The 23,857-nt window shown below is 34.6% G+C and carries 22 protein-coding genes; 9 read left to right on the top strand and 13 right to left on the bottom strand.

Annotated features, from left to right (window positions below):
• Window positions 1–3: 3 nt before the first annotated feature.
• From L1I30_RS07465 to L1I30_RS07440, 6 genes are all read right to left on the bottom strand, one after another.
• Window positions 4–933 carry a UDP-3-O-(3-hydroxymyristoyl)glucosamine N-acyltransferase gene (locus tag L1I30_RS07465; protein ID WP_236133652.1) on the bottom strand — a complete coding sequence of 310 codons (930 nt, stop codon included), beginning with the start codon at window positions 931–933 and terminating at the stop codon, window positions 4–6.
• 132 nt (window positions 934–1,065) lie between these two features.
• Window positions 1,066–1,632, bottom strand: a complete 567-nt coding sequence (efp, locus tag L1I30_RS07460; protein WP_236133651.1) for an elongation factor P — start codon at window positions 1,630–1,632, stop codon at window positions 1,066–1,068.
• Between the two features lie 12 nt (window positions 1,633–1,644).
• Window positions 1,645–2,430, bottom strand: a complete 786-nt coding sequence (gene lpxA / locus L1I30_RS07455; RefSeq protein ID WP_236133650.1) for an acyl-ACP--UDP-N-acetylglucosamine O-acyltransferase — start codon at window positions 2,428–2,430, stop codon at window positions 1,645–1,647.
• Window positions 2,427–3,836 (bottom strand): bifunctional UDP-3-O-[3-hydroxymyristoyl] N-acetylglucosamine deacetylase/3-hydroxyacyl-ACP dehydratase, encoded by a 1,410-nt coding sequence (locus L1I30_RS07450; RefSeq protein ID WP_236133649.1) that lies wholly within the window; start codon window positions 3,834–3,836, stop codon window positions 2,427–2,429. The genes lpxA and L1I30_RS07450 overlap by 4 nt, the downstream gene beginning before the upstream one ends.
• A 1-nt stretch (window position 3,837) precedes the next feature.
• Complete coding sequence (lpxD, locus tag L1I30_RS07445) at window positions 3,838–4,854, bottom strand: UDP-3-O-(3-hydroxymyristoyl)glucosamine N-acyltransferase (RefSeq protein WP_236133648.1); 1,017 nt, start codon at window positions 4,852–4,854, stop codon at window positions 3,838–3,840.
• Between the two features lie 24 nt (window positions 4,855–4,878).
• Window positions 4,879–6,108 carry an HD domain-containing protein gene (locus L1I30_RS07440; protein WP_236133647.1) on the bottom strand — a complete coding sequence of 410 codons (1,230 nt, stop codon included), beginning with the start codon at window positions 6,106–6,108 and terminating at the stop codon, window positions 4,879–4,881.
• 38 nt (window positions 6,109–6,146) lie between these two features.
• Between L1I30_RS07440 and porX the strand changes: the two genes are divergently transcribed.
• The 5 genes from porX to L1I30_RS07415 all read left to right on the top strand — a co-directional run bounded on the left by porX (window position 6,147) and on the right by L1I30_RS07415 (window position 10,751).
• Window positions 6,147–7,697, top strand: coding sequence for a T9SS response regulator signal transducer PorX (gene porX, locus L1I30_RS07435; RefSeq protein ID WP_236133646.1), 1,551 nt, complete (start codon window positions 6,147–6,149; stop codon window positions 7,695–7,697).
• Window positions 7,698–7,740: 43 nt separating this feature from the next.
• Window positions 7,741–8,145, top strand: a complete 405-nt coding sequence (gene tsaE, locus L1I30_RS07430; RefSeq protein WP_236133645.1) for a tRNA (adenosine(37)-N6)-threonylcarbamoyltransferase complex ATPase subunit type 1 TsaE — start codon at window positions 7,741–7,743, stop codon at window positions 8,143–8,145.
• Window positions 8,146–8,510: 365 nt separating this feature from the next.
• Window positions 8,511–9,107, top strand: a complete 597-nt coding sequence (locus L1I30_RS07425) for a hypothetical protein (RefSeq protein WP_236133644.1) — start codon at window positions 8,511–8,513, stop codon at window positions 9,105–9,107.
• A gap of 63 nt (window positions 9,108–9,170) precedes the next feature.
• Complete coding sequence (locus tag L1I30_RS07420) at window positions 9,171–10,370, top strand: alanine dehydrogenase (protein ID WP_236133643.1); 1,200 nt, start codon at window positions 9,171–9,173, stop codon at window positions 10,368–10,370.
• 6 nt (window positions 10,371–10,376) lie between these two features.
• On the top strand, window positions 10,377–10,751 hold the full coding sequence (locus L1I30_RS07415) for a hypothetical protein (RefSeq protein ID WP_236133642.1): 375 nt from the start codon (window positions 10,377–10,379) through the stop codon (window positions 10,749–10,751).
• A gap of 79 nt (window positions 10,752–10,830) precedes the next feature.
• On the opposite strand, the gene bcp is transcribed toward L1I30_RS07415, so the two are convergent.
• Window positions 10,831–11,280 (bottom strand): thioredoxin-dependent thiol peroxidase, encoded by a 450-nt coding sequence (bcp, locus tag L1I30_RS07410; RefSeq protein ID WP_236133641.1) that lies wholly within the window; start codon window positions 11,278–11,280, stop codon window positions 10,831–10,833.
• Between the two features lie 33 nt (window positions 11,281–11,313).
• Here bcp and L1I30_RS07405 point away from each other — a divergent pair, with 33 nt between their 5' ends.
• Window positions 11,314–11,967, top strand: coding sequence for an endonuclease III domain-containing protein (locus L1I30_RS07405; protein ID WP_236133640.1), 654 nt, complete (start codon window positions 11,314–11,316; stop codon window positions 11,965–11,967).
• Window positions 11,968–12,034: 67 nt separating this feature from the next.
• On the opposite strand, the gene L1I30_RS07400 is transcribed toward L1I30_RS07405, so the two are convergent.
• On the bottom strand, window positions 12,035–12,184 hold the full coding sequence (locus tag L1I30_RS07400) for a hypothetical protein (protein ID WP_236133639.1): 150 nt from the start codon (window positions 12,182–12,184) through the stop codon (window positions 12,035–12,037).
• Window positions 12,185–12,246: 62 nt separating this feature from the next.
• Window positions 12,247–12,831 carry an RNA polymerase sigma factor gene (locus L1I30_RS07395; protein WP_236133638.1) on the bottom strand — a complete coding sequence of 195 codons (585 nt, stop codon included), beginning with the start codon at window positions 12,829–12,831 and terminating at the stop codon, window positions 12,247–12,249.
• Between the two features lie 243 nt (window positions 12,832–13,074).
• Between L1I30_RS07395 and uvrA the strand changes: the two genes are divergently transcribed.
• Both uvrA and L1I30_RS07385 read left to right on the top strand, forming a co-directional pair.
• Complete coding sequence (gene uvrA / locus L1I30_RS07390; RefSeq protein ID WP_236133637.1) at window positions 13,075–15,861, top strand: excinuclease ABC subunit UvrA; 2,787 nt, start codon at window positions 13,075–13,077, stop codon at window positions 15,859–15,861.
• Between the two features lie 174 nt (window positions 15,862–16,035).
• Window positions 16,036–17,196 carry a hypothetical protein gene (locus L1I30_RS07385; protein WP_236133636.1) on the top strand — a complete coding sequence of 387 codons (1,161 nt, stop codon included), beginning with the start codon at window positions 16,036–16,038 and terminating at the stop codon, window positions 17,194–17,196.
• Window positions 17,197–17,285: 89 nt separating this feature from the next.
• Here the strand turns inward: L1I30_RS07385 and L1I30_RS07380 are convergent, their stop codons facing one another.
• From L1I30_RS07380 to L1I30_RS07365, 4 genes are read right to left on the bottom strand one after another with little or no spacing between them, the layout of a single operon-like run.
• On the bottom strand, window positions 17,286–18,746 hold the full coding sequence (locus L1I30_RS07380; protein ID WP_236133635.1) for an oligosaccharide flippase family protein: 1,461 nt from the start codon (window positions 18,744–18,746) through the stop codon (window positions 17,286–17,288).
• 1 nt (window position 18,747) lies between these two features.
• Window positions 18,748–20,031 (bottom strand): glycosyltransferase family 4 protein, encoded by a 1,284-nt coding sequence (locus L1I30_RS07375; protein WP_236133634.1) that lies wholly within the window; start codon window positions 20,029–20,031, stop codon window positions 18,748–18,750.
• A 23-nt stretch (window positions 20,032–20,054) separates the two neighbouring features.
• Entirely contained in the window at window positions 20,055–22,472 is a 2,418-nt protein-coding gene (locus tag L1I30_RS07370) for a YfhO family protein (protein ID WP_236133633.1), read from the bottom strand.
• Window positions 22,473–22,498: 26 nt separating this feature from the next.
• Window positions 22,499–22,768: a DUF4834 family protein gene (locus tag L1I30_RS07365; protein ID WP_236133632.1), complete on the bottom strand. Its 270-nt coding sequence runs from the start codon at window positions 22,766–22,768 to the stop codon at window positions 22,499–22,501.
• Between the two features lie 106 nt (window positions 22,769–22,874).
• Here L1I30_RS07365 and L1I30_RS07360 point away from each other — a divergent pair, with 106 nt between their 5' ends.
• Complete coding sequence (locus tag L1I30_RS07360; protein WP_236133631.1) at window positions 22,875–23,843, top strand: transporter; 969 nt, start codon at window positions 22,875–22,877, stop codon at window positions 23,841–23,843.
• The last annotated feature ends 14 nt before the right edge of the window (window positions 23,844–23,857 follow it).

The raw sequence follows: 23,857 nt of genomic DNA, 5'->3' as shown, positions 1-23,857 counted from the left end.
ATTCTATTTTAATTTTGAAATAATTCCAGGAAGCTTCTTTGCCGCAGCAAACTCCTTTAATTTTGTTCTGGCCTCTCCATGAGGAGTTCCCCAGTAAGTAGTATTTTCATCGGTAGATTTAGAAACACCGGTTTGCGCAAGAAGAACAGTTCCTTTTCTAATTCTAACATCACTTCTAATACCTACCTGTCCCCAAATGGTAACTTCATCTTCAATAATCACGCATCCAGCTATCCCGGTTTGAGCAGCTATTAAACATTTTTTACCCACAATAGTATCGTGCCCAATCTGCACCTGATTATCCAGTTTAGTGCCTGCACCTATAAAAGTATCTCCAGAAACCCCTTTATCTATGGTACATAAAGCACCAATTTCAACATCGTGATCTATAACTACCCTCCCTCCGGATTTCAATTTATCAAATCCTTCAGGTCTGGTTTTATAATAAAATGCATCGGCTCCAAGAACAGCTCCGGCATGGATAATAACATTATTACCAATTACAGCATCATCGTAAATACTAACGTTAGAATGAATAAGACAATTATCGCCAATCTTTACATTATTACCAATAAAAACATTTGGCTGTACTATAGTATTCTCTCCTATTTGAGCAGATTCTGCGATACTAGCTATAGATTTTTCAAAAGGCTTAAAATATTCTGTAAGCTTATTAAAATCTCTAAATGGATTACTTGAAATAAGAAGGGCCTTTCCTTCAGGACAATCAACTTCTTTATTAATTAAGATAATGGTTGCTGCTGAATTTAAAGCTTTATCATAATATTTAGGATGATCGACAAATACAATATCACCTTCTGTTACAACATGAATCTCATTCATACCGTAAACAGGAAAATCAGCTGCACCAACAAAATCACATGAAATGATCGTGGCAATTTGCTGAAGCGTATGTTTTTGAGGAAATTTCATTATATGATAGTTGCTTTTAATTTTTTATAGCAGGGATCAAACATAAGAGATATTCTATAAATATCAAAAGTTAGGAACCTCAAAATTTTTGCTCCTAACTTTTGATACTTTTTAACAAATTCGGAATTAAACTTACTCTTTAATACGTTCTTTATAAGTTCCCTTTTCTGTTTCTATTTTTACCTTATCTCCTTCATTTATAAATAAAGGTACGTTTACCTCTGCTCCAGTCTCTAAAGTTGCAGGTTTTGTAGCGTTTGTTGCAGTATTCCCTTTTACACCCGGCTCTGTATGTGCAACTTCAAGAATAACACTTGCCGGCATTTCTACTGAAAGTGGCATGTTATCTTCTGTATTGATCAACACAGTTACTACTTCTCCTTCTTTTAAAAGCTGAGGCATATCCAAAGCATTTTCGGTAAGACGAATTTGTGTGTAATCTTCTACATTCATGAAATGATAGAATTCTCCGTCATTATATAAGAACTGAAACTTGTGTGTTTCCACACGCACATCTTCGATCTTATGTCCTGCAGAAAAAGTATTATCTAACACTTTTCCGGTTGTTACACTTTTTAATTTTGTTCTTACAAACGCAGGCCCTTTACCGGGTTTAACGTGAAGAAATTCAATTATTTTATATATATCATGATTATATCTAATACATAATCCATTTCTGATATCACTTGTACTTGCCATGTTTCTTATTTTTTAATTTGAACTAAAATATCCCTTCATAATTCCGCGTTGAGAATTCTTGATAAATTCTAAAATCTCATCACGCTCTGCAGTTGCTTGCATTTCAGCTTCAATAATGGCAACCGCCTGAGAATTATTATAATTTTTCTGATAAAGAATTCTATAAATATCCTGTATCTCTCTAATTTTCTCTGTGGTGAATCCTCTTCTTCTCAATCCAATTGAATTGATACCAACATAAGATAATGGTTCTCTTCCTGCCTTTACAAAAGGTGGAACATCTTTTCTAACCAAGGATCCCCCAGTTACAAAAGCATGATTACCAATACTGCAAAATTGTTGAATAGCTGCCATTCCCGCAAGAATAACATAGTCGCCTACGTTAATATGTCCGGCAAGAGTACTGTTATTAGAGAAGATACAGTTATCACCCACGATACAATCGTGAGCAATATGGCAATATGCCATAATCCAGCAGTTCTTTCCAATGACCGTTTTCATTCGGTCGCTCGTTCCTCGATTGATAGTTACACACTCTCTAATGGTGGTGTTGTCCCCTATCTCGGTAGTTGTAGCTTCATCATTGAATTTCTTATCCTGTGGAATAGCAGAAATTACTGCTCCCGGAAAAATATTACAGTTCTTACCTATTCGAGCGCCTTCCATTATTGTTACATTGGAGCCAATCCAGGTTCCTTCACCTATAACAACATCATTATGAATGGTTGTAAATGGTTCTATAACCACATTCTTGGCTATTTTCGCTCCCGGATGCACATATGCTAAGGGTTGATTCATTTCGTTTTGTTTTGTTTAACAATTTGGGCCATTAATATAGCCTCTGTCGCAAGTTTTCCGTTTACATACGCATAACCTTGCATCTGGCAGATACCTCTTCTTATAGGCGCCAGTAATTCTAATTTAAATATTAATGTGTCTCCCGGTACTACCTGCTGCTTGAACTTTACATTATCTATCTTCATAAAATAGGTAAGATAATTCTCTGGGTCGGGAACAGATTTTAGTGCTAAAATACCCCCCGTTTGTGCCATGGCTTCTACTTGAAGTACACCCGGCATCACCGGCTTTCCGGGAAAATGTCCTACGAAAAACGGTTCGTTCATGGTAACATTCTTTACACCAATAACGCAACTCTCTGTTAGAGAGTATATTTTATCTACCAATAAGAATGGGGGTCGGTGTGGCAGAATATTCATAATATCATTAACATCCATCAACGGAGCCTGATCAAGGTCGACCTTTGGGACGTTATTACGTCTTTCATTCTTGATATATTTGGAAACTTTCTTAGCGAATTCAGTATTCACAAAGTGTCCGGGCTTATTTGCAATAACTTTCCCTCTAATACGAGTACCAATTAAAGCAAGATCGCCCAACACATCTAATAATTTATGACGTGCCGCTTCATTAGGATAATGCAGTGTAAGGTTATCAAGAATTCCGTTAGGTTTAACAGAGATATTATCTTTATTAAAAGCCTTTCTAAGCTTCTCCATAGTCTCCGGACTCAATTCTTTATCTACATAAACAATCGCATTATTTAGATCTCCGCCTTTAATTAAACCATGCTCTAACAAAGTTTCAATTTCATGCAGAAAGCTAAAAGTACGTGCATTAGAAATTTCTGATTTGAACTCAGATAAATTCTGAATAGAAGCATTTTGAGTTCCTAGCACCTTCGTACCAAAATCAACCATGGTAGTTACCTGATAATGATCACTTGGCATTACTATTATTTCGCTACCTGTTGCCTCATCTCTATAAGAGATTACTTCATTAATCACAAATTCCTCTCTATCTGCCTCCTGAGCTACAACTCCGGCTTCTTCTAAGGCTTCTAGAAAATATTTAGAGGAACCATCCATTATTGGTGGTTCTGAAGCATTTAATTCTATAATTATATTATCTATTTCCAAGCCCACACAAGCTGCAAGAACATGCTCGGAAGTTTGAATACTCACTCCGTTTTTTTCAAGGTTAGTACCTCTTTGGGTATTGGTAACGTAATTAGCATCAGCTTCTATACAAGGACTATTCTCTAAATCGATACGTTTAAAGACATAACCTGTATTTTCCGGTGCCGGCTTAAAAGTAAGTGTCACATCTAATCCAGTGTGAAGTCCTACTCCGGTTAAAGAAACTTCTTTCTTTATGGTTTGCTGTTTTGAAAGCATTTCAGCCATTTTATAATTTTTTTTCAATATTATTTATTCGCTCTACTATCTTGGGAAGGTTTTTAAAATGGACATACGATTTATTGAAATCGCTATATCCAAAGGAAGGAGTTCCTTGAATCATATCTTCATCGGCAATATTTCTTCCTATTCCAGATTGTGCCTGAATTTTGACTTTGTTACCAATAGTAAGATGACCTGCAATTCCTACCTGACCTCCAATGAGGCAATTCTTACCAATTTTGGTAGATCCTGCCACTCCCGATTGGGCAGCAATAGCCGTGTTTTCTCCTACTTCTACGTTATGAGCAATTTGCACCTGGTTATCAAGCTTCACTCCTTTTCTAATGATAGTTGAACCAAGGGTTGCTCTGTCAATCGTGGTACCCGCTCCTATATCTACATAATCTTCAATAATAACATTTCCTATTTGTGGAACTTTAGAATACTTTCCATTCTCATCAGGAGTAAATCCAAAACCATCTGCTCCAATCACCGATCCACTATGTATTACACAAGAATTCCCAAGTATACTTTCTGAATATATCTTTACTCCTGCAAAGACCACAGTATTATCGCCTATAACAACATTATCGCCTATATACGAATTAGGATAAATCTTAACATCATTTCCAATCTTCACATTTTTACCAATGTAAGCAAAGGCTCCTAAGTATATATTTTCACCATAAGTTGCACTGTCTGAAATGTAACTAGGTTGCTCAATTCCGCTCTTATTAAGTTTTACCTGGTTATAATACTCCAATAAGGTTGAAAAAGCTTTGTATGGATCTTTAACTCTTATTAAAGTAGTATCTATTTCTTCTTCAATATAAAAATCATCTTTAACGATGGCAATAGATGCATTCGTAGAATATATATATGAGGTATATTTTGGATTGCTCAAAAAAGTTAATGACCCTTCTGTGCCTTCTTCTATTTTAGCCAATTTAGAAACTTCAGTATCTGGATTACCATCTACGGTACCTTCTAGAATTTCGGCTATTTGTGCTGCAGTAAATTTCATTCTGGCAAAAGTAAAAAAAATGCGTTAATGTTTACTCTTTGGGTAACACATATAATATTTAGTTACCCTTTTTGATAGTGCTTTCAGGTTTAACTGATCGGAAGCTTTCGCCACATCCGTTGTTTTTCCGTTTTTATGCAAAATTTGTATCTTATTAGTATCACTACTATAGGCCACATTAAATACCTCTCCGCTAAACACGAAATAATCGGCTTCATGTGGAGTAATATCATATTTCTTTTGAAGAATAGCCTTATGCTTCTCCAATTTCTCTTTATGAATAGGCTTTTTCTTTAGTTTTACTTTTAGGAGATCTCTATTTAATAACATAGCGCTCAGGTTACTAAGTACGAAATCGGGATGATTTATCCATTCTTTCATTGCGCATATAATATCGTAATCATCAAGTTTGGCAAAGGTTGCTAACGTCTTGGCATCAAAATTTTTAAGCTCAATTTTGTTATTTAAGAAATACTCTAAAGCGGTACTGGCATGTAATTCTCCCCCATTATCAATAATCTCTTTCGCACGTTTTAAAACCCTAATTAAGAGTTGTTCTGCTGCCACTCCGGTTTTATGAAGGTACACCTGCCAATACATTAATCTTCGCGCTACCAGAAACTTCTCTACAGAATAGATCCCTTTTTCCTCTACTACTAACTGATCGTTTACCACGTTAAGCATGGTTATAATACGCTCACTGTTAATATTTCCTTCAGGTACACCCGTATAAAAGCTATCTCTTTTAAGATAATCAAGCCTATCCATGTCTAATTGTCCGGAAATAAGCTGATTCATAAATTTACGGTGGTAACTCCCCTGAAAAATTTCAATGGCCAGCGTTAAACTTTGGTTAAAGTCTTTATTCATTTCCTCCATAAATAAGAGGGAAATACATTCGTGGGATACACCTTCTACAATACTGTGTTCCATTGCATGTGAAAAGGGACCATGTCCTATATCATGCATTAAAATAGCTATTTGAAGGGCCTCTTCCTCCTCTTCTGAAATGTTTATTCCCTTAAAACGAAGGATCTCTACAGCCTTTTGTATTAAGTGCAAACATCCTAGTGCATGGTGAAATCTTGTATGATGCGCTCCAGGATAAACTAAATATGACATGCCCATCTGTGAAATTCGGCGCAGTCTTTGAAAGTATTTATGTTCAATGATCTTAAATATCCTCTCATTCGGAATGGTAATAAAACCGTAAATTGGATCGTTAAATATTTTGAGTTTAGTTTTAATAGCCAATCTTAAAATTGTTTATAATTTACAACAAAGATACATATATGAATAATATCAAAATACTTTGGGCAGACGACGAGATAGATATGCTCAAACCACACATCATATTTTTAGAATCTAAAAATTACGAAGTTACTACTTGCAGGAGCGGGACCGAAGCTGTAGACAAAATAAAACAAGAGAATTTCGACATCGTTTTTCTAGATGAGAACATGCCAGGGCTCACCGGGCTAGAAACATTGAGCGAAATAAAAGAAATGCGCGCAGATGTACCGGTAGTGATGATCACTAAAAGTGAAGAAGAAACTATCATGGAAGAAGCTATAGGCTCGAAAATTGCCGATTATCTTATAAAACCGGTAAATCCCAATCAGATTCTTCTCTCAATAAAAAAGAATCTTGATCATTCCAGACTTATAACCGAGAAAACAACTTCCAACTATCAGCAGGAATTCAGAAAGATAGCCATGGATATGTCTTATGTAAACTCTTTTGAAGAGTGGGCAGAATTTTATCAGCGTCTGTTATATTGGGAAATGCAACTTGAAAATATTGAAGACAGTGGAATGTTTGAAATATTGGAATCACAGAAGTTAGAAGCAAATAACCAATTCTGTAAATTTATTGATAAAAATTACCCTGAATGGTTTAAAAAGAATGCCGATGCTCCTATAATGTCTCATACCCTATTCAAAACTAAGATAGCACCGGAAATAAGTAAGAATCAACCTACCCTACTCGTAGTGGTAGACAATTTAAGATATGATCAATGGAAAACATTTGAACCAATAATTAATAATTACTATAAGAAGGAAGAAGAATCAGCATTCTACAGTATTTTACCCACTGCCACTCAATATGCCAGAAACGCAATATTTTCTGGTTTAATGCCAAGCGAAATGGAAAAACTTTTTCCGGAGTACTGGTTAAATGATACCGATGAAGGTGGAAAAAACATGTTTGAAGCCGAATTTTTAAAATCGCAGTTAGATCGGCTTGGTCTAAACATAAAATATGAGTACCATAAAATATCTTCCTTAAAAGCTGGCAAAAAGTTGGTAGAGAATTTTAGGTCACAAAAAGAAAATGACCTAACAGTAGTGGTCTACAATTTTGTAGATATGCTTTCCCACTCTAAAACAGAAATGGAAGTAATAAAGGAATTGGCATCAAACGATAAATCTTATCGATCTCTAACTCAGAGTTGGTTTAAAAATTCTCCATTATTAGAAATTATTCAGCAAGCGCAACAAATGGGTTTCAAATTAATTTTAACTACAGATCATGGAACTATTAATGTAAAAACCCCATCTAAAGTTATTGGCGATAAAAACACCAGCTTGAATTTACGTTACAAAACCGGGAAGAGCCTTACTTATGAGGATAAAGATGTTTTAGCTGCTAAAGACCCCAAGGCTATTCACCTTCCTACCTTAAATATGAGCAGCTCGTTTATTTTTGCCAAAGGAGATATGTTCTTTGCCTACCCTAATAATTATAATTATTACGTGAACTATTTCAAGAATACCTATCAACATGGCGGGGTCTCTATGGAAGAGATGATCATCCCATTTTGTGTGTTACAGCCTAGATAATAATTAATTACGTATCTTTACAACGCCAATAATCCAAATTTAAATGACTTTAACTTACGAACTGTCAGAAATTGACAGTATTGCTACAGCGCTACTTAGTAAGGTTAAAAGTAAAACTTTACTATTTTATGGAGAGATGGGGGCAGGTAAAACAACCCTCATAAAAGCTATAGCAAAAGCTCTTGGAATACAAGATATAGCCTCCAGTCCTACTTTCTCCCTAGTTAACGAATACGAATCTGAACATGGTCCTGTATTTCACTTTGATTTTTATAGAATTGAAGATGAAAGTGAAGCTTTAGATATGGGAATTGAAGATTATTTGAATACAAATTCTTGGAAATTGATAGAATGGCCTCAAAAAATTTCAAAATTATTGGATTCTGAGGTTCAAAAACTGGAATTATCAGTCGTTGATAAGAACAAAAGAATGTTAAAAATTTGTTAAAAACGCAAGCAAAAAGTACATTTACCACTTTCAAGTTGGTGTAAGAAAAAAGTCACCTTATTTCAAAAATTGAAACGTATGAAATTATAATTTTGGTTTCACATCGAAAATTGTTGAATTTTAGCTTATTTTTGACAAGTATTTTTGTTGAAAATACAGGCTTTTTTTTGCTCTAAAAAGGGCGCAAAGGTACGGATAAGGTATTTACTTTTAGCATCTTATAATGTTATAGGTTTGTCTCAGACAATCAAACGAAACAAACAATATAAAACCTAACATTATGAAACTTAAAGCAATCTTATTCGCAGCAGCAATCTTTGGAGCAACTTTTTTTGTAACTTCAACTTCTGACAACGACAATCATAATGACCCAATTCAAAAACAAGCGATTGATAGATCAGCCATCAAAATACCTACTAACGGGTAGTATACTGGCTTTCTTAATAGCGTTTTCACCATATATATTCTATTTATATGAAATTTTCCCAGACGGTCCCGTTTGGGAAAATTCTTTTTTTACTTATGAAAGTCTATATTACCAAAGTGTAGCGGTGGCTGCTTGGACCTACCTTGGTAAGGTTACTCCTTTATTCCTATTATTGATTTGGTTCTTTACATGTAAACATTGGTGGTACCATGCTATTTTAGTACCCATTGTGATGTATACATACCAGATTTGCAGTACTGTCTATGAAGATGTCTATCATGTTGTTAATCCAATGGATACCAATCAACTTATATATCTTGCACCTTTTTTTATTGGAGTATTAGTTATTGTATATTTAGTACGAACACAAATTTTCGATAGAATATATGGGATAGACCTTAGTGAGTTAAATGAAACAGATATTTCGGTATTTTCAAAAATGTCTGCAAAAGATGAGGTGGAGATCAATGAATTCCGAAAAGACAATTTTGTTGTGCCAGATGAACCTCAAGAAAATTACTACCGTAAACTTTAATAATTAATTCCCGTTATATTTGCTGAAAATTGTTGTAATTTAAGTCTTTACTATCAACTCGGCATGATTAAACAAAATTCTCCCTTCACTAAAGAACAACTACTTCCTCAGGAAGAAACCCTCGAGATATACAGGAATAAAGGTGAGCTGTTCATTGGTATTCCTAAGGAAACTTCTTATCAGGAAAAAAGAGTTTGCCTTACTCCAGATGCGGTAGCCGCAATTACTGCTCACGGTCATCGGGTGATTATAGAAGCCGGGGCCGGAAAATGGGCTAGATTCAGCGATCAGGATTACTCGAATGCCGGAGCCGAAGTTACCAAGGACACAAAAAAGGTCTTTTCTTGTCCTACTATTCTAAAAATTGAGCCGCCATCTTTCGAGGAGTTGGAAATGATCAATCCTCAAACCATCCTTATTTCTGCCTTGCAGCTAAAAACTCAGTGTAAAGAATATTTTGAAAAGTTAGCAACAAAAAGAATTACGGCACTTGGGTTTGAATTCATAAGAGATGAAGATGGATCTTACCCTGCAGTTCATGCTCTTAGTGAAATAGCCGGCACCGCATCTATCCTCATTGCTTCAGAAATTATGAGCAATCATGCAGAAGGAAGTGGTCTTATGTTTGGAAATATTAGTGGTGTGCCTCCAATTGAAGTGGTAATACTTGGCGCAGGTACCGTGGGTGAATTTGCCGCGCGATCGGCTATTGGTTTGGGAGCAAATGTAAAAGTGTTCGATAGCAGTTTAACTAAATTAAGAAGTATACAAACAAATATTGGGCAAACATTATATACTTCTACCATTCAGCCTAAAAATTTAAGTAAAGCGCTGAAGCGTTGTGATGTTGTTATAGGTGCAGTGCGTGGAAAGAATCGTTCCCCTATACTGGTAACCGAACAGATGGTACAAAGCATGAAAAATGGGAGCATTATAATTGATGTGAGTATAGATATGGGTGGCTGTGTTGAAACCAGTGAAATTACCACTCATGATAAACCCATATTTACTAAACATGGAGTAATACATTACGGTGTACCTAATATACCCTCAAGATATGCTAAAACAGCCTCCGTCTCTATAAGTAATATTTTCACCCCTTACCTTTTGCATATTGCAGAGGAAGGTGGTTTAGAAAATACTTTGAGATTTGACAAGGGTTTGAGAAATGGATTGTATTTTTACCACGGTATATTAACTAACAAATCTATTGCTGACTGGTTTGACCTTTCTTACCGTGATATCAATTTGCTTATTTTCTAAAATTATATGAATTTATTTCAAAGAATTGGATACTTTTCCATGGGGCTTATTATGGGAATTGGAATTTTAATGTTCTTTCTAGGAGGAAAAAAAACTTCTTGTGATTATTCCCCGAATGCTCGCGTACTTAAAAATATCCGTATCAAGGAGCGTCATTTTTCACCAGATGCACTGCAATTTTTTACTTTTAATAAAATTGATACTTCTACTGTATCTACAATCTTAAAAGATGGAGATGTAGATTTTGGTGAAAGTGACACCAGATCCAATAAATGTAAAACCTATTATATTTCTGGGAATACTCCTTCTGGTGAAATTGAACTTGAAATTGAGAATTGTAAAGAAAAAGCCACTGTTCAAAAAGTGAAATTCATGGACTAATCTTTAACTTCTGAAATAATAAAAAGCCTTTGAATTAGTTCAAAGGCTTTTTATTATTTCTATATAATCTTCAATAAAATTAAAGAATTTGGGCTGCGTGTTCTTTAGTTTTCACCTTGCCAATTATATCTTCAATCATACCATTTTCATCAATTACAAAGGTCGTTCGGTGTATTCCATCATATTCCTTTCCCATAAATTTCTTTGGTCCCCAAACGCCATATGCATTAATTACGTCCTTCTCCTCATCGGCCAATAAAGAAAATGGCATATCATATTTATTCTTGAAATTTTGCTGTCTTTTCTCACTATCGGCACTTACCCCAAGTATTTCATAACCTTGTTCCTGAAATTTTCCCCAGTTATCTCTTAAATTACAAGCTTCAGCAGTACAACCTGGAGTACTAGCTTTAGGATAAAAAAAAAGAACTAACTTCTTGCCCTTAAAATCGGTGAGATTAATTATTTTTCCGTCTTGATCTTTTCCTGTAAATTGAGGAGCAGAATCTCCTATTTGCAATGATGTCATAATTAGCACATTTGTTTTGTAAAAGTAAGCATAATGAATAAAAAGCAAAAGGTACAGTTTGTTATTGATACGTTAAATGAAATATATCCCGAAGTACCTATTCCTCTGGATCATAAAGATCCTTATACGCTTTTGATAGCAGTATTGATGTCTGCACAAAGCACCGATGTTAAAGTCAATCAAATCACTCCACTTCTTTTTGAATTAGCTGATACTCCCTATAAAATGGTGAAATTATCTATTGAGGAAATAAGGGATATTATTAAACCTGTTGGCTTATCTCCCATGAAGTCTAAAGGAATTCATGGTTTATCTGAAATTCTTATTGAAAAATACAATGGGGAAGTACCACAAAGTTTTGAGGCCTTAGAGGCTTTACCCGCTGTTGGACATAAAACTGCCAGTGTTGTAATGTCTCAGGCATTTGGTGTCCCAGCTTTTCCTGTAGACACGCATATACATAGGCTAATGTATCGTTGGAACTTAACAAATGGAAAAAATGTAGCGCAAACCGAAAAAGATGCAAAACGTTTATTTCCAAAAGACCTATGGAACAAACTACACCTTCAAATAATTTTCTACGGTCGACAGTATTCCCCCGCTAGGGCTTGGAATCTAGATAAAGATATCATTACCGCTACTATAGGAAGAAAAAGTGTTATAGATTCATATTATAAGAAGAAATAGATTCCTCTTATAATTTATCAAGTACAAATAAATAAGACCCGTAGGCTAATAAACGGGTCTTATCAATTTAGTTCAGCACTGTGTCAAATTTCATTTTCTGATACTCTGTAATGCACAGTGCCTTAGAGTAACTTAAAAGAAACTGAATGGTCTCTTTTTTAGGGTTCATGTTCTTCAATTGCTCTTCTTTCGAAGGTTTAGTGTAAAGGTTCTTCATTATGGTCCACTTATTAAGTTGGTTTAAATGAAAAACGCAATTAGAACATTATTATTGCAGGTTTAATTTGTTAAAATCAAATTATGCTTTTCTATAATTTTACGCAGGTTGATTAAGGCATAGCGCATACGCCCTAAAGCCGTGTTAATGCTTACTCCCGTTCTCTCAGAGATTTCTTTAAAACTCATATCCTTATAGATACGCATTGTAAGCACTTCCAATTGGTCTTCAGGCAATTCCTTTATCAATTCCTGAACATCACATTCAATTTGATCTTTTATAAGTTGTCTCTCAATATCAAGATCTCCATCGCTTAAAACCGAAAAAATATTAAAATCCCCATTGTTCTCGAACATAGGCATTCTCTTATTTCTTCTGAAATGATCTATTACCAAATTATGAGCAATACGCATCACCCAAGGTAAAAATTTCCCCTCTTCATTATACTTACCTCTTTTTAGAGTATTAATTACTTTAATGAAAGTATCCTGAAAAACATCTTCAGCAATATCTTTATCAAATACTTTGGAATAAATAAAACTGTAAATACGGTGTTGGTGCCGGCTAATTAGAATAGAAAGAGAATTTTCGTTTCCCTGAATATAGGCTTTTACTAGTGAAGCATCAGTTGCCTTAGCATTTTCCATAATAGTTACTTTATTTCAGGTATTCAGAATACCCGGGGTTAGGTTTATTTTAAAACTTAAAAAGTAACTTTATGCAATAGGCAATAGATTTTTAGATTGTTCGTTGATGGCTCAAATATAGCAACATATTTTTAACAAAAACAAATATCAATCTTATTTTTTAACATACCTTACAGATATTCTTCACTTTTTACACTGATTGTTATTGAGTACCTTTGCATTCCGCATGAATAAAACAAATATATGTCTGCAGATATTTTAGATGTGAATCCGAAGGAAAACATCATAATTAAAGGTGCTAAACTTCACAATTTAAAGAATATAAACGTTGTAATTCCACGTAATAAATTAGTAGTTATTACGGGGCTGTCCGGCTCTGGGAAATCCAGCTTAGCCTTTGACACTTTATATGCTGAAGGCCAACGAAGATATGTGGAAAGTCTATCTTCTTATGCTAGACAGTTTCTTGGCAGACTTAATAAGCCAAAAGTTGATTATATAAAAGGAATTGCACCTGCAATTGCAATTGAGCAGAAAGTGAATTCTACTAATCCACGCTCTACGGTGGGTACAACTACAGAGATTTACGATTATCTGAAACTCCTTTTTGCAAGAATAGGAAGAACCTACTCCCCTATTTCCGGAGATGAAGTGAAAAAAGATACTGTTACAGACGTAATAAATTATATTAAATCCTTTCCTCAAGGTGAAAAAATGCTACTTCTTGCGCCAATTCTTGTTGAAGAAGGAAGAACTTTAGAGGAAAAACTTAAAGTCTTATTACAGCAGGGATACAGCAGGATAAAAGTAAAAGATAAGGTTATACGAATTGATGATGGAGAACTCGCAAAAATCAAACAAAAAGAGGTTTTTCTTGTGGTTGATAGAATCGTAACTAAAGATGATGAAGATTTCTATAACCGACTTGCAGATGCAACTCAAACAGCATTTTTTGAAGGAAAAGGAGAATTGTTCATTGAATCTCTATCAGATAATAAAGCAAGACATTTCAGCAATAAATTTGAATTGGATGGCATGAGTTTTTTAGAGCCGAATGTTCATTTATTTAGTTTCAATAATCCATACGGTGCTTGTCCAAAGTGTGAAGGTTATGGTGATGTAATTGGAATAGATGGAGATCTTGTTATTCCAAACACCGGACTTTCTATTTACGAAAATGCTATTTTTCCCTGGAGAGGAGACAGCATGAGCTGGTATAGAGATCAGTTAGTTAATAATTCACATAAATTCGATTTCCCTATACATAAACCTTATTTTGAGCTAACTGATGAACAGAAAGAACTTATATGGACAGGAAATCAGCATTTTGAAGGATTAAATGATTTCTTCGCTTTCTTAGAATCCAAAGCCTATAAAATTCAAAATAGGGTAATGTTATCTCGATATAGAGGTAAGACCAAATGCTCTGTTTGCAAAGGTAAAAGATTACGTCCCGAAACACATTATGTAAAGATTGGAGGAGCTAATATTACCGATCTTGTTGAAAAGCCCCTTGATAAGGTAAGAGATTTCTTCAAAAATCTTGAACTAAATGAATATGACGCTCAAATAGCAAAAAGGTTATTAGTAGAAATCAATAACCGCTTAGAATTCCTATCAAATGTAGGGCTCGATTATCTTACACTTAATAGAAAGTCTAATACCCTTTCTGGAGGAGAATCACAACGTATTAATCTGGCTACTTCACTAGGGAGTAGTTTAGTTGGATCGATGTATATTTTAGATGAACCCTCAATTGGGCTCCATCCTAGAGATACAAAGAAATTAATAACGGTTCTGGAGAAATTACGAGATTTAGGAAATACAGTAATTGTAGTAGAGCATGATGAAGATATCATGAAGGCTGCCGATGAAATAATAGACATTGGGCCCGAGGCCGGGACACATGGTGGAGAGGTAGTAGCAGCAGGGAATTACGATGAGATATTAAGATCCGATTCTTTGACCGCGAAATACTTGAACGATTCCATGAGAATTGAAGTTCCTAAGAAAAGAAGAACTTCAAAACAATTTGTAAAGATATTTGGAGCTAGAGAAAACAACTTAAAGAATATTGACGTAACATTTCCTTTAGGAGTATTTACTGCTGTTACGGGAGTTTCGGGAAGCGGAAAGAGTACGCTGGTTAAAAAAATAATGTATCCTGCATTGTTGAAGGAAATTGGCGGTTATGGAGAAAAAGCTGGACAATTCACTAAAATTGAAGGCAATTTTTCGAATACCACCTCTATAGAATTTGTAGACCAAAATCCAATTGGTCGCTCTTCCAGATCAAACCCTGTAACGTATATTAAGGCTTATGATGATATTAGAAACTTGTTTGCCAATCAAAAATTATCAGAAATAAGAGGTTTTAAAGCAAAACATTTTTCTTTTAACGTAGATGGGGGAAGATGCGAGACCTGTAAGGGAGAAGGAGAAGTTACCATCGAGATGCAATTTATGGCAGATGTTCATTTAGAATGTGAAACCTGCAGTGGTAAGCGCTTTAAAAAGGAAGTATTAGAAGTTACTTTCGCCGATAAGAATATAGACGATATTCTTAAAATGACTATTGAAGATGCCATAACTTTCTTTGATGAAAATGGAGAATCTAAAATTAAAAGAAAGCTAAAACCTCTTAAAGAAGTTGGATTAGGCTATGTTCAATTAGGCCAGAGTTCTTCTACCCTTTCTGGTGGAGAGGCACAGCGTATAAAGCTGGCTTCTTTTCTTGTTAAGGGAATCACTAAGGAAAAAGCACTTTTTATATTCGATGAACCTACAACCGGTTTGCACTTCCACGATATTCAGAAATTACTGAAATCCTTTAATGCTTTAATAGAAAAAGGACATTCGGTAATTGTAATAGAGCATAATATGGATCTTGTGAAATGTGCCGATCATGTTATAGACCTTGGACTTGACGGTGGAGAAAATGGAGGTTACCTTATTGCCACAGGAACTCCAGAAGAGGTTTCAAAAAATAATAAATCTTATACAGCTCCCTTTCTCGACGAGAAACTATAATTTTCATATAAAACTTAAATACTGGTTACCAACTAATTAAGCATGGATTTTGCTTTAAGTTGGTAACCTTTTTTTATGAGAGCCACTGATTATGGGTTATTGGCATGCAGTTTGTATAAGTCTAAGCAACTACCTCCAAGCAATAATTCAATATTAATTTTAAACCAGTGCCTTATGAAAAATATTACCTTAATACTAGCACTCTTATTAGTTGGATGGTCTGCTACAGCAGAAAATAACAAAGATTTTACTTACCCTTATAATAATTATGGTGAATCCTTCATCTTTATAGAAGGCGGGGTTGAATTTGCAGTTTATCCAAATGGTGAATTCGATTTCTACTATAATCCGCAATTTGAAAGAACTTCAATAGTAAATATATCCACCCCAGTAGTAAATATCAGTTACAACTCAGGTTATAACTATGATACTTATGTACAGTACGATGATTATGGTGCAGTAATTCAAATTGAAAATGTACCAATCTATTATGATTACTATGGAAGGATAATTCAGGCAGGAAACGTTGATATAGTTTATAACAATCATGGGAGCCTTGCACGTTTGGGAGGAATGCGTATCCAATATAACCAGTTCAATCAGCCTGTACGTTATGTAGGATATATCAACAGATATAATTCACATTATATATACAGACCATGGCATAAATATTATGTTAGACCACATGATTCTTACCGTGTGGTATATTATGAGCCTTACCGTACTTATTATGAACCAGTAAGATATAGTTATGTACAATACGTAAATGTTTATCACACAAATAACATTTATAAAACAAAAAAATTTTATAGACCCGGACAAAATGTTGTTAGCTATAATCATGGAAGAAGAACAACTTCAGCAAGGGAGATTACACCTGCTGTAAGATCTAATAGAAATGTTACTCATAGAACAAATGTAAATTCCTCATCAAAAAATGTTTCGAGCGGGAGAAGGTCTGTAAATGAAAGTTCAAATAGATCAAGTTCAAGACGGGAAGTTGCAAACACCAATAAACATGAAAACGCCGTAAGGAGCCAGAATAATAGAGGAAGAACAACAAGTTCAGACTCTAATACTAAATCGGTTTCAAGATCAGTTTCAACCCGAACCTCTGTTCCATCTAGGGTTGATACAGGGAGTACAAGAAGTGTAGTAAAAAAAGACAGAAATACCTCTGCACGATCTTCTCGAGCTAGCAGGAATTCAAATTCTAAAGTTCAGGATACCAATAGATCGAGAGAAACACAGGTGAGATCGGCAAACACTTCAACAAATTCAAATTCCAGAAATTCTTCTACTTCATCCAGAGGAAGAAGTTCCAGAGGAAATTAAAATAAGGCATAATAATTGAATTTAAACTTTTGGTTGGTTAGTTAGAAGCCCCCATAACATTGTAAAAAATGTGTGGGGGTTTTCATTTCCTATAACCATTTTTGAAGATATTTTTCGATTAAGTGGTTTACATCTTCTGAAAACCTGAATCGAACTGCAATCAGCAAATATATACTGCTACATAAAATTGATTTCAATATTATATTGATAATTGGATGAAAAGGAAATTCCCAAACATAAAATCCAATGGTTAATGCCGCAGAGAATAACAAAATATACAGGGTTTTTAGTGTAAAAGGCTGAATATGAAATTTATTAAGCACTATCAAAATCTTTGTTGCATTGTAAACACCAAAAGCCAGAAAACTCGCTATTGCTGCACCCACTATTCCGTATAATGGTATTAAAAGTAAATTAAATCCGAAAGCAACAAGAGATAGCGCTACCCCAAAAATCAGTACTAACCTGTAATAATCAGAATTAAATAATATGCTATTGTTATTACCCAGCATATTATCGAACAATTTCACTAACGAAATCAGCAATACAATCATCGGACTTATTTGATACTCCTCTGGCATAAGCACATATAATTGCTGAATATTGATAATGATTAGAATAAAAATCAAAGCACTGATTACGAGTAAACTTAAAGAACTTCTTTTATAAAGATCGGCCATACCCAACTTATCTTTTGCATTTAACAAACTCGCGGTAAGAGGATGAATAATTTGATGCATTGCCTTCTGCGGAACAGATATAACAGTGGCTATATATACTGCAATTCCATAAATAGCCACATTTTCGATTGGTAAATAATGTTCTATCATTACCTTATCTAAGTCTAATAAAATAGTTGCGACTGAGCCCGCAATCAATATTAGTGCTGAATATTTAAATACCGAATTCAAATTATCAGGCATTAAAAAACTGAATTTGGGTCTATATAATGAAAAGGCATAAATTTGCATGGTTATAGCCCTAAACACAAATATTACCGCAATAGCATATATAAATGTGTGAACATCAATCCATTTTAGATATACGGCAAACAAGAGTATTGTTACACAAATTCGGTGAAAAACCTCTTTCATAAAATTTCCATAAACGGTTTGGAGGTGGATTTTAGACCAAGCAAAAAATACTTCAAAATAAGTTGTAGCAAATGCAATTACGAATATGAGCCATACATATGGTTTTACAAGTTCGTTGCCTTCATCGAAATATTGCAGAATAAAATCATAACTAAAGAGACCAATAATTCCTAATAGAATAGAAACCCCTACCGGAAGTACAACTATTAGATTTAACAATTTATCCTTTTCGGAATCAGTTTTATAGGAAGAATAGAATTTAACTAGCGTATTATGAACACCAAAAGCCATTAATGGCCATACTAAATTTGCTGCAGAGAGCAAAAAACTAACCAGACCATAATATTCCTTTTCTAAAAAATAAGTGAACAAAAAGAGTGTATTGATTGCTCCTATACCAAACCCAAAATAGGTGGTCACCATATTTTTGAAAGACTGATTTAGAATTACCCCCATTTTAAATGTTCTTAATTAAGTTAGCGAGCTTCCCCGTAAGCATTTTTCTGCTGTATTCTTCGATATTCTTAGATGAAGACCTTAGCTCTTTATCCTGATACAAATTAAAGTAGGTGAGTATTTGTGATTTAAGTTGTTGTGTATCTTGATAAGAGTAATATTTTCCGCTATTGGTATGCTCCAATATCCTTATAACATCCCATTGCTCTGGTCCTATCGCCAAAATTGGACGTTTTGCAGCCAAATATTCGAAGATCTTTCCCGGAATAATACCTCTAGTTTCTATACTATCAATTTCAATTAACAATAATACTTGGGACTGGCGTTGAATTTTCAATGCCTCCTGGTGAGTAACATAGGCAACCACTTCTAAATTATTTTGCAAACCAAATGAATTAATGGTCTCTAAGACTTCTTTGCTTACCGCCCCAACCAGTTTAAGCTTAAATTTTTTAGCAAATAATTCATTTTCGGAAATTAATTGAGATAAGACCTCCCATAAATTATAGGGATTTCGGCCAGATAACAAAGAACCAATATGGGCAAGTGTAAAATTAGCATCGGGAACTACCTCCTTAATTAAAGTTTCATCGTACCCATTTGTAATTACAGTGATGGGTTTAGATGTTTTTTCCCGAAATTCAGCTTTAGTTGTATAACTGGTAGTGATAATAGTATCAGCAGTATTTAAAACCTTATGCTCAAAATTTAAATGTTTTCTTTTTGAAGCTGAAGAAAGTTTCAATTTTTTATGATAGCCTATTTGTGTCCATGGATCTCTAAAATCTGCTATCCAAGTAATAGGCAAATTAGACTTTATTTTTAAGCCTATAAGATGTAAACTATGCGGTGGTCCAGTTGTAATCACCGTTTTTATATCATTTTCTGAAATGTATTTTGAAAGATATTTTACAGATGGTTTTATCCAAAACTTTCGTGCATCAGGTATAAAAAAGTTACCTCGAATGTATAAAAACAACTTTTGAAGTGTTGTTTGTTTCTTAGTTTCAGGAATAATCCCAGAACTAATGTTTGAAGTATCTTTTTTTGAAAATACTTGTGCCAGTTGATAAGGCTCGAAGATCTTTTTCTTCAATATGCTTATCCCTTCCGGGATCTCATCCTGCAAAGATTCATCTATTAAGGGATATTCGGGATTCTCTGGTATGTAAACAATTGGTTCTACATTATAAGCCTTCAAATACTTTACGAACTTTAACCAGCGCTGTACCCCCGGACCCCCAGCGGGTGGCCAATAATAAGTTATAATAAGTACCTTTTCCATAAAAGTTTTGAAGATCAGATCAGCTATTCCTTTTTGTTTTTAAAGGTAAAGAATAATCCTCCCAAAAGTAAAAGGCCTAATATAATTGAACTTGCTAAAGCTATATTACTACCGGTTTTTATTACTTGCGGCTCAAATTCAAAAGTAATGGTATGAGCTCCTTTAGGAACAAGCATTGACCTTAAAACATAATTTGCTCTAAAATGTGGAACGGCATTTCCATCGACGTAAGCATTCCAGCCATCCTTATAATACATTTCTGAAAATACCGCTAGTTGATCTTGAGTACTATTAGTTCTATAAACCAACCTATTTGGCTGTTGTTCTATTAACTTAATTGTTGTGGTATCTGTCTGAATGCTTGTGGGCATTAGTTTTTTATATTCAGAATTTAAAATTGCGACCTTTGACAGATCTGTTTCCCCCAGGCTCGTTATTTCTTCATCTGCATTTGAAACATATTTTATTGAATTAACAAACCAGGCATTTCCATATGTTTCAGGATTCTGTTGAGCAATTACACCATCTTTTGTAGGAACGATGAAGTATTTTACATTCAACATATTCAGAATGTCCATATTATTCTTAGATATATAGAAATCGTAAAGATCTTGCATTCTCCCCGGCTTTGCAGCATGATACCCCCCTATCGAGTTATGAAAATAAGAAGTCTTCCCGGTATTAAAAGGGTTTTCGACAAGATCGAAGACTCTATAGTGCCCTTTATCCTGAAGTATTTGAGCATCTGCTGAAGACTGTTGAAATGGTTGATTCATTTGTCTTGCAGAAACAAAATCATCTGAATTCACATACCTTTTATCCACGCCTACCAGATCAACTAAAATTAGTATCACAAAACCTCCAATTATTAAATTCTTCGAGGCTTTTTCTTTTAAATATAACCAGATTAATCCTGCAGAAAGAAGCACAAATATCAAAGATCTTATGGCATCTGCAGAAAATATAGATTTCCTATCATTTTTTAAGGCTCGCACAAATTCGGCTCCCATTTGCTGAAGATAAGTTCCATCATTTGCCCCACTAAAATCGAACAATGTTGACTTCAGCAATAAAAAGAATAAAGCTACCCCCCCACTAATAATTGTAGCCCATTTTAGGGCATGTTCTTTTTCTTTCTTCTTTTCAAAATCATGGAATACCCTATATAAACCAAAAACAGCTAAAATTGGAATACACAGCTCGATAATAACCTGAATAGATGAAACCGCTCTGAATTTATTATATAGAGGAACAAAATCGATAAAGAATTGAGTAAGAAATGCGAAATTCTTTCCCCAAGATAAGAATAAAGCCAATAACGCTCCACCAACTATCCACCATTTCAATCTGCCTTTTACAAGAAAAAGAGCCAGGACGAATAAAAATAATACTGTTGCGCCAAGGTATGCTGGAGCACCTACAAATGGCTGATCACCCCAATACATGGGAGCGTTTTGTGCAAAATCTAGTGCCTGAGAAGGAGATGCGCCCATCTTTATTAGCTGCGCATACATTTCAGAATCTTTATCAAGCTTTTCCGAATTTGAGCCTCCCATGAACCTTGGGATAAAAAGATTAAATGACTCTAATTTCCCATAACTGTATTCGGTAATATAATCGTAATTCAATCCGCTATCCGTTTTAGTTTTACCATCGGGACCAATACCTAATCCAGTATCACCTCTTGTACTAAATGCGGTATATTCCTGGGTAGCCATTAAGTTTGTAGCATTGGCACCAATGGCCAGAACCACAGCCAACACCATAACTCCTAACGCCTTAAAATAATTTGGTAATTGCTTATGTTTATAGGCTTCAATTAAATAAACAATTCCCAAAACAATTACTAAAAGTAATAAGTAATATGTCATTTGAAAGTGATTTGCTCCTATTTCTAAAGCCATTGCAATAGCTAACAACAGGAAACCACCAATATATTTACTTCGGAAACAAAGCAAAATTCCTGCAAGCACCATTGGCATATAAGCTATGGCATGAGCCTTTGCGTTATGCCCCACCCCTAAAATAATAATGAGATAGGTAGAAAAACCAAATGCTAATGCACCCAGAAACGCTAACTTATAATCGAGTTTTAATACCAGTAATAGTATATAAAAACCTATAAAATAGATGAATAGGTAATCTGCAGGGCGAGGGAGAAATCTTAAAACAGAATCGATCTTTTTAATATAATTATGAGGATAATGTGCACCAAGCTGGTACGTTGGCATCCCTCCAAAGGCAGCATCCGTCCAATACGGTTCTTCTCCAGTAGCTGCTCTAAAATCATTTTGTTGTTTAGACATTCCTATATACTGCACTATATCACTTTGAAATATTTCCTTTCCCTGAAGTACGGGGCTGAAATATGCTAGTGAAATAACTACAAAACCTAAAACAACTAAAACATGCGGAAGAATACCTTTAAAAGACCTAATCATTATGAAGTATTTATTAGGCCCGAAAATTAATCAATTTCTTCGTAATCGATATACTCGCCAACATTTTTGTTGGATTTCTTCTTTCCTTTTTCCTTTTTATCAATAACAACATCGCCCTCTTTTTTAGTAGAACTTTGGGCTTGTGTAAATTGCTGTTGGAATTTACTTCCTATTTTCTTTAAAAAGTATTTCAGAATAAGAGGTCCGAACCATTTAATGAAGATCTTAAATGCAAAATAGATCAACATTATGATTAAAACAGTTTTCAGAATACCTTCAAATGAAGCTTCGTTCATCTTTTTATTTTTGGCAAAATTACTATTATACCGAGACAAAATTGGTATATATGCCCTAAAAAATTAATAAAATCCCATATATTTGATCGCAATAAACAGGCGAAATATGCAACACTCCACTTCCAAAGCCGTATTACTTCTACTGGTATTTTTCGTGAATTTTAGTATTTATGCTCAATACACAGAAACCATCAATTCCAACAGACCTGGTAGTTCTCAGGGGGCTTTTTCGGTAGGAACCGGTGTGCTTCAAGTTGAGGCCGGAGGATACTTAGGAAACGATCAACACAATTTGTTAGTTACAGATACCGATATTCTTGGAGCAGATTATGCTTTGAGGTACGGCTTATTTTTTGAAGCTTTAGAGGTAAGTCTAATTGGTAGTTTTCAAAATGAATCAACTACTCTAAAAGTTGGTGGCAATGAAGAAGAATTCAAAAGAAGCAATTTCAAGACTAATACTTTAGGGATAAAATATCTGATTTTTGATCCTTCTCGCAGTATTGAACCAGATAAACCAAATTTATATAGTTGGAAAGCAAATCAACAGTTCAAGTGGAAGAGTTTAATTCCTGCTGTTGCGGTATATGCGGGGGCTAATTTTTCATTTGGTGACAACCCGTATTTATATGAAGGAGAAAATAAATTGAGTCCTAAAATTGTAGTTTCCACTCAAAATAACTGGATTGGCAGCTATGTATTGGTAATGAATTTTATTGCCGATAAATTAACTGAAGATTCTCCTACTTTCGCGGGAATTGTAACTCTTACACATGCATTTACACCTAAAGTTGCAGGTTTCATTGAATATCAAGGACTTATAAGCGATATCTATGCCGATGATATAGCTAGAATTGGAGGAGCTTATTTATTTACAGATGACTTTCAAGTAGACCTGTCTGGATTAATCAATTTTAAAAATACTCCTTCCAGATGGCAGGTGGCTGCCGGCATTTCTTACAGATTTGATATGCATACAAAAGATGAATATATAGATGACTCTTTTGAAGGTGATCGCAGAAGGAAAAGATCTGAAGAACAGCAAGGGAACACAGAAGAACCGGAAACCGAATAATAATTTACCTGATA

The sequence above is a fragment of the Gillisia lutea genome (genome assembly GCF_021568705.1).
Classification (GTDB): Bacteria; Bacteroidota; Bacteroidia; order Flavobacteriales; family Flavobacteriaceae; genus Gillisia; species Gillisia lutea.
This window is presented reverse-complemented; position numbering and strand designations above follow the sequence as displayed.

Excerpts from the sequence above, each read along its gene's own strand:
- L1I30_RS07400 (WP_236133639.1), bottom strand. The coding sequence starts at position 12,184 with ATGAAGAACCTTTACACTAAACCTTCGAAAGAAGAGCAATTGAAGAAC.
- bcp (WP_236133641.1), bottom strand. The coding sequence starts at position 11,280 with ATGACATCATTGCAAATAGGAGATTCTGCTCCTCAATTTACAGGAAAA.
- L1I30_RS07450 (WP_236133649.1), bottom strand. The coding sequence starts at position 3,836 with ATGGCTGAAATGCTTTCAAAACAGCAAACCATAAAGAAAGAAGTTTCT.
- L1I30_RS07405 (WP_236133640.1), top strand. The coding sequence starts at position 11,314 with ATGAATAAAAAGCAAAAGGTACAGTTTGTTATTGATACGTTAAATGAA.
- porX (WP_236133646.1), top strand. The coding sequence starts at position 6,147 with ATGAATAATATCAAAATACTTTGGGCAGACGACGAGATAGATATGCTC.
- L1I30_RS07380 (WP_236133635.1), bottom strand. The coding sequence starts at position 18,746 with ATGGGGGTAATTCTAAATCAGTCTTTCAAAAATATGGTGACCACCTAT.
- lpxD (WP_236133648.1), bottom strand. The coding sequence starts at position 4,854 with ATGAAATTTACTGCAGCACAAATAGCCGAAATTCTAGAAGGTACCGTA.
- L1I30_RS07420 (WP_236133643.1), top strand. The coding sequence starts at position 9,171 with ATGATTAAACAAAATTCTCCCTTCACTAAAGAACAACTACTTCCTCAG.
- L1I30_RS07415 (WP_236133642.1), top strand. The coding sequence starts at position 10,377 with ATGAATTTATTTCAAAGAATTGGATACTTTTCCATGGGGCTTATTATG.
- efp (WP_236133651.1), bottom strand. The coding sequence starts at position 1,632 with ATGGCAAGTACAAGTGATATCAGAAATGGATTATGTATTAGATATAAT.
- tsaE (WP_236133645.1), top strand. The coding sequence starts at position 7,741 with ATGACTTTAACTTACGAACTGTCAGAAATTGACAGTATTGCTACAGCG.
- L1I30_RS07365 (WP_236133632.1), bottom strand. The coding sequence starts at position 22,768 with ATGAACGAAGCTTCATTTGAAGGTATTCTGAAAACTGTTTTAATCATA.
- L1I30_RS07360 (WP_236133631.1), top strand. The coding sequence starts at position 22,875 with ATGCAACACTCCACTTCCAAAGCCGTATTACTTCTACTGGTATTTTTC.
- L1I30_RS07370 (WP_236133633.1), bottom strand. The coding sequence starts at position 22,472 with ATGATTAGGTCTTTTAAAGGTATTCTTCCGCATGTTTTAGTTGTTTTA.
- L1I30_RS07425 (WP_236133644.1), top strand. The coding sequence starts at position 8,511 with ATGACCCAATTCAAAAACAAGCGATTGATAGATCAGCCATCAAAATAC.
- L1I30_RS07375 (WP_236133634.1), bottom strand. The coding sequence starts at position 20,031 with ATGGAAAAGGTACTTATTATAACTTATTATTGGCCACCCGCTGGGGGT.
- lpxA (WP_236133650.1), bottom strand. The coding sequence starts at position 2,430 with ATGAATCAACCCTTAGCATATGTGCATCCGGGAGCGAAAATAGCCAAG.
- L1I30_RS07465 (WP_236133652.1), bottom strand. The coding sequence starts at position 933 with ATGAAATTTCCTCAAAAACATACGCTTCAGCAAATTGCCACGATCATT.
- uvrA (WP_236133637.1), top strand. The coding sequence starts at position 13,075 with ATGTCTGCAGATATTTTAGATGTGAATCCGAAGGAAAACATCATAATT.
- L1I30_RS07385 (WP_236133636.1), top strand. The coding sequence starts at position 16,036 with ATGAAAAATATTACCTTAATACTAGCACTCTTATTAGTTGGATGGTCT.
- L1I30_RS07395 (WP_236133638.1), bottom strand. The coding sequence starts at position 12,831 with ATGGAAAATGCTAAGGCAACTGATGCTTCACTAGTAAAAGCCTATATT.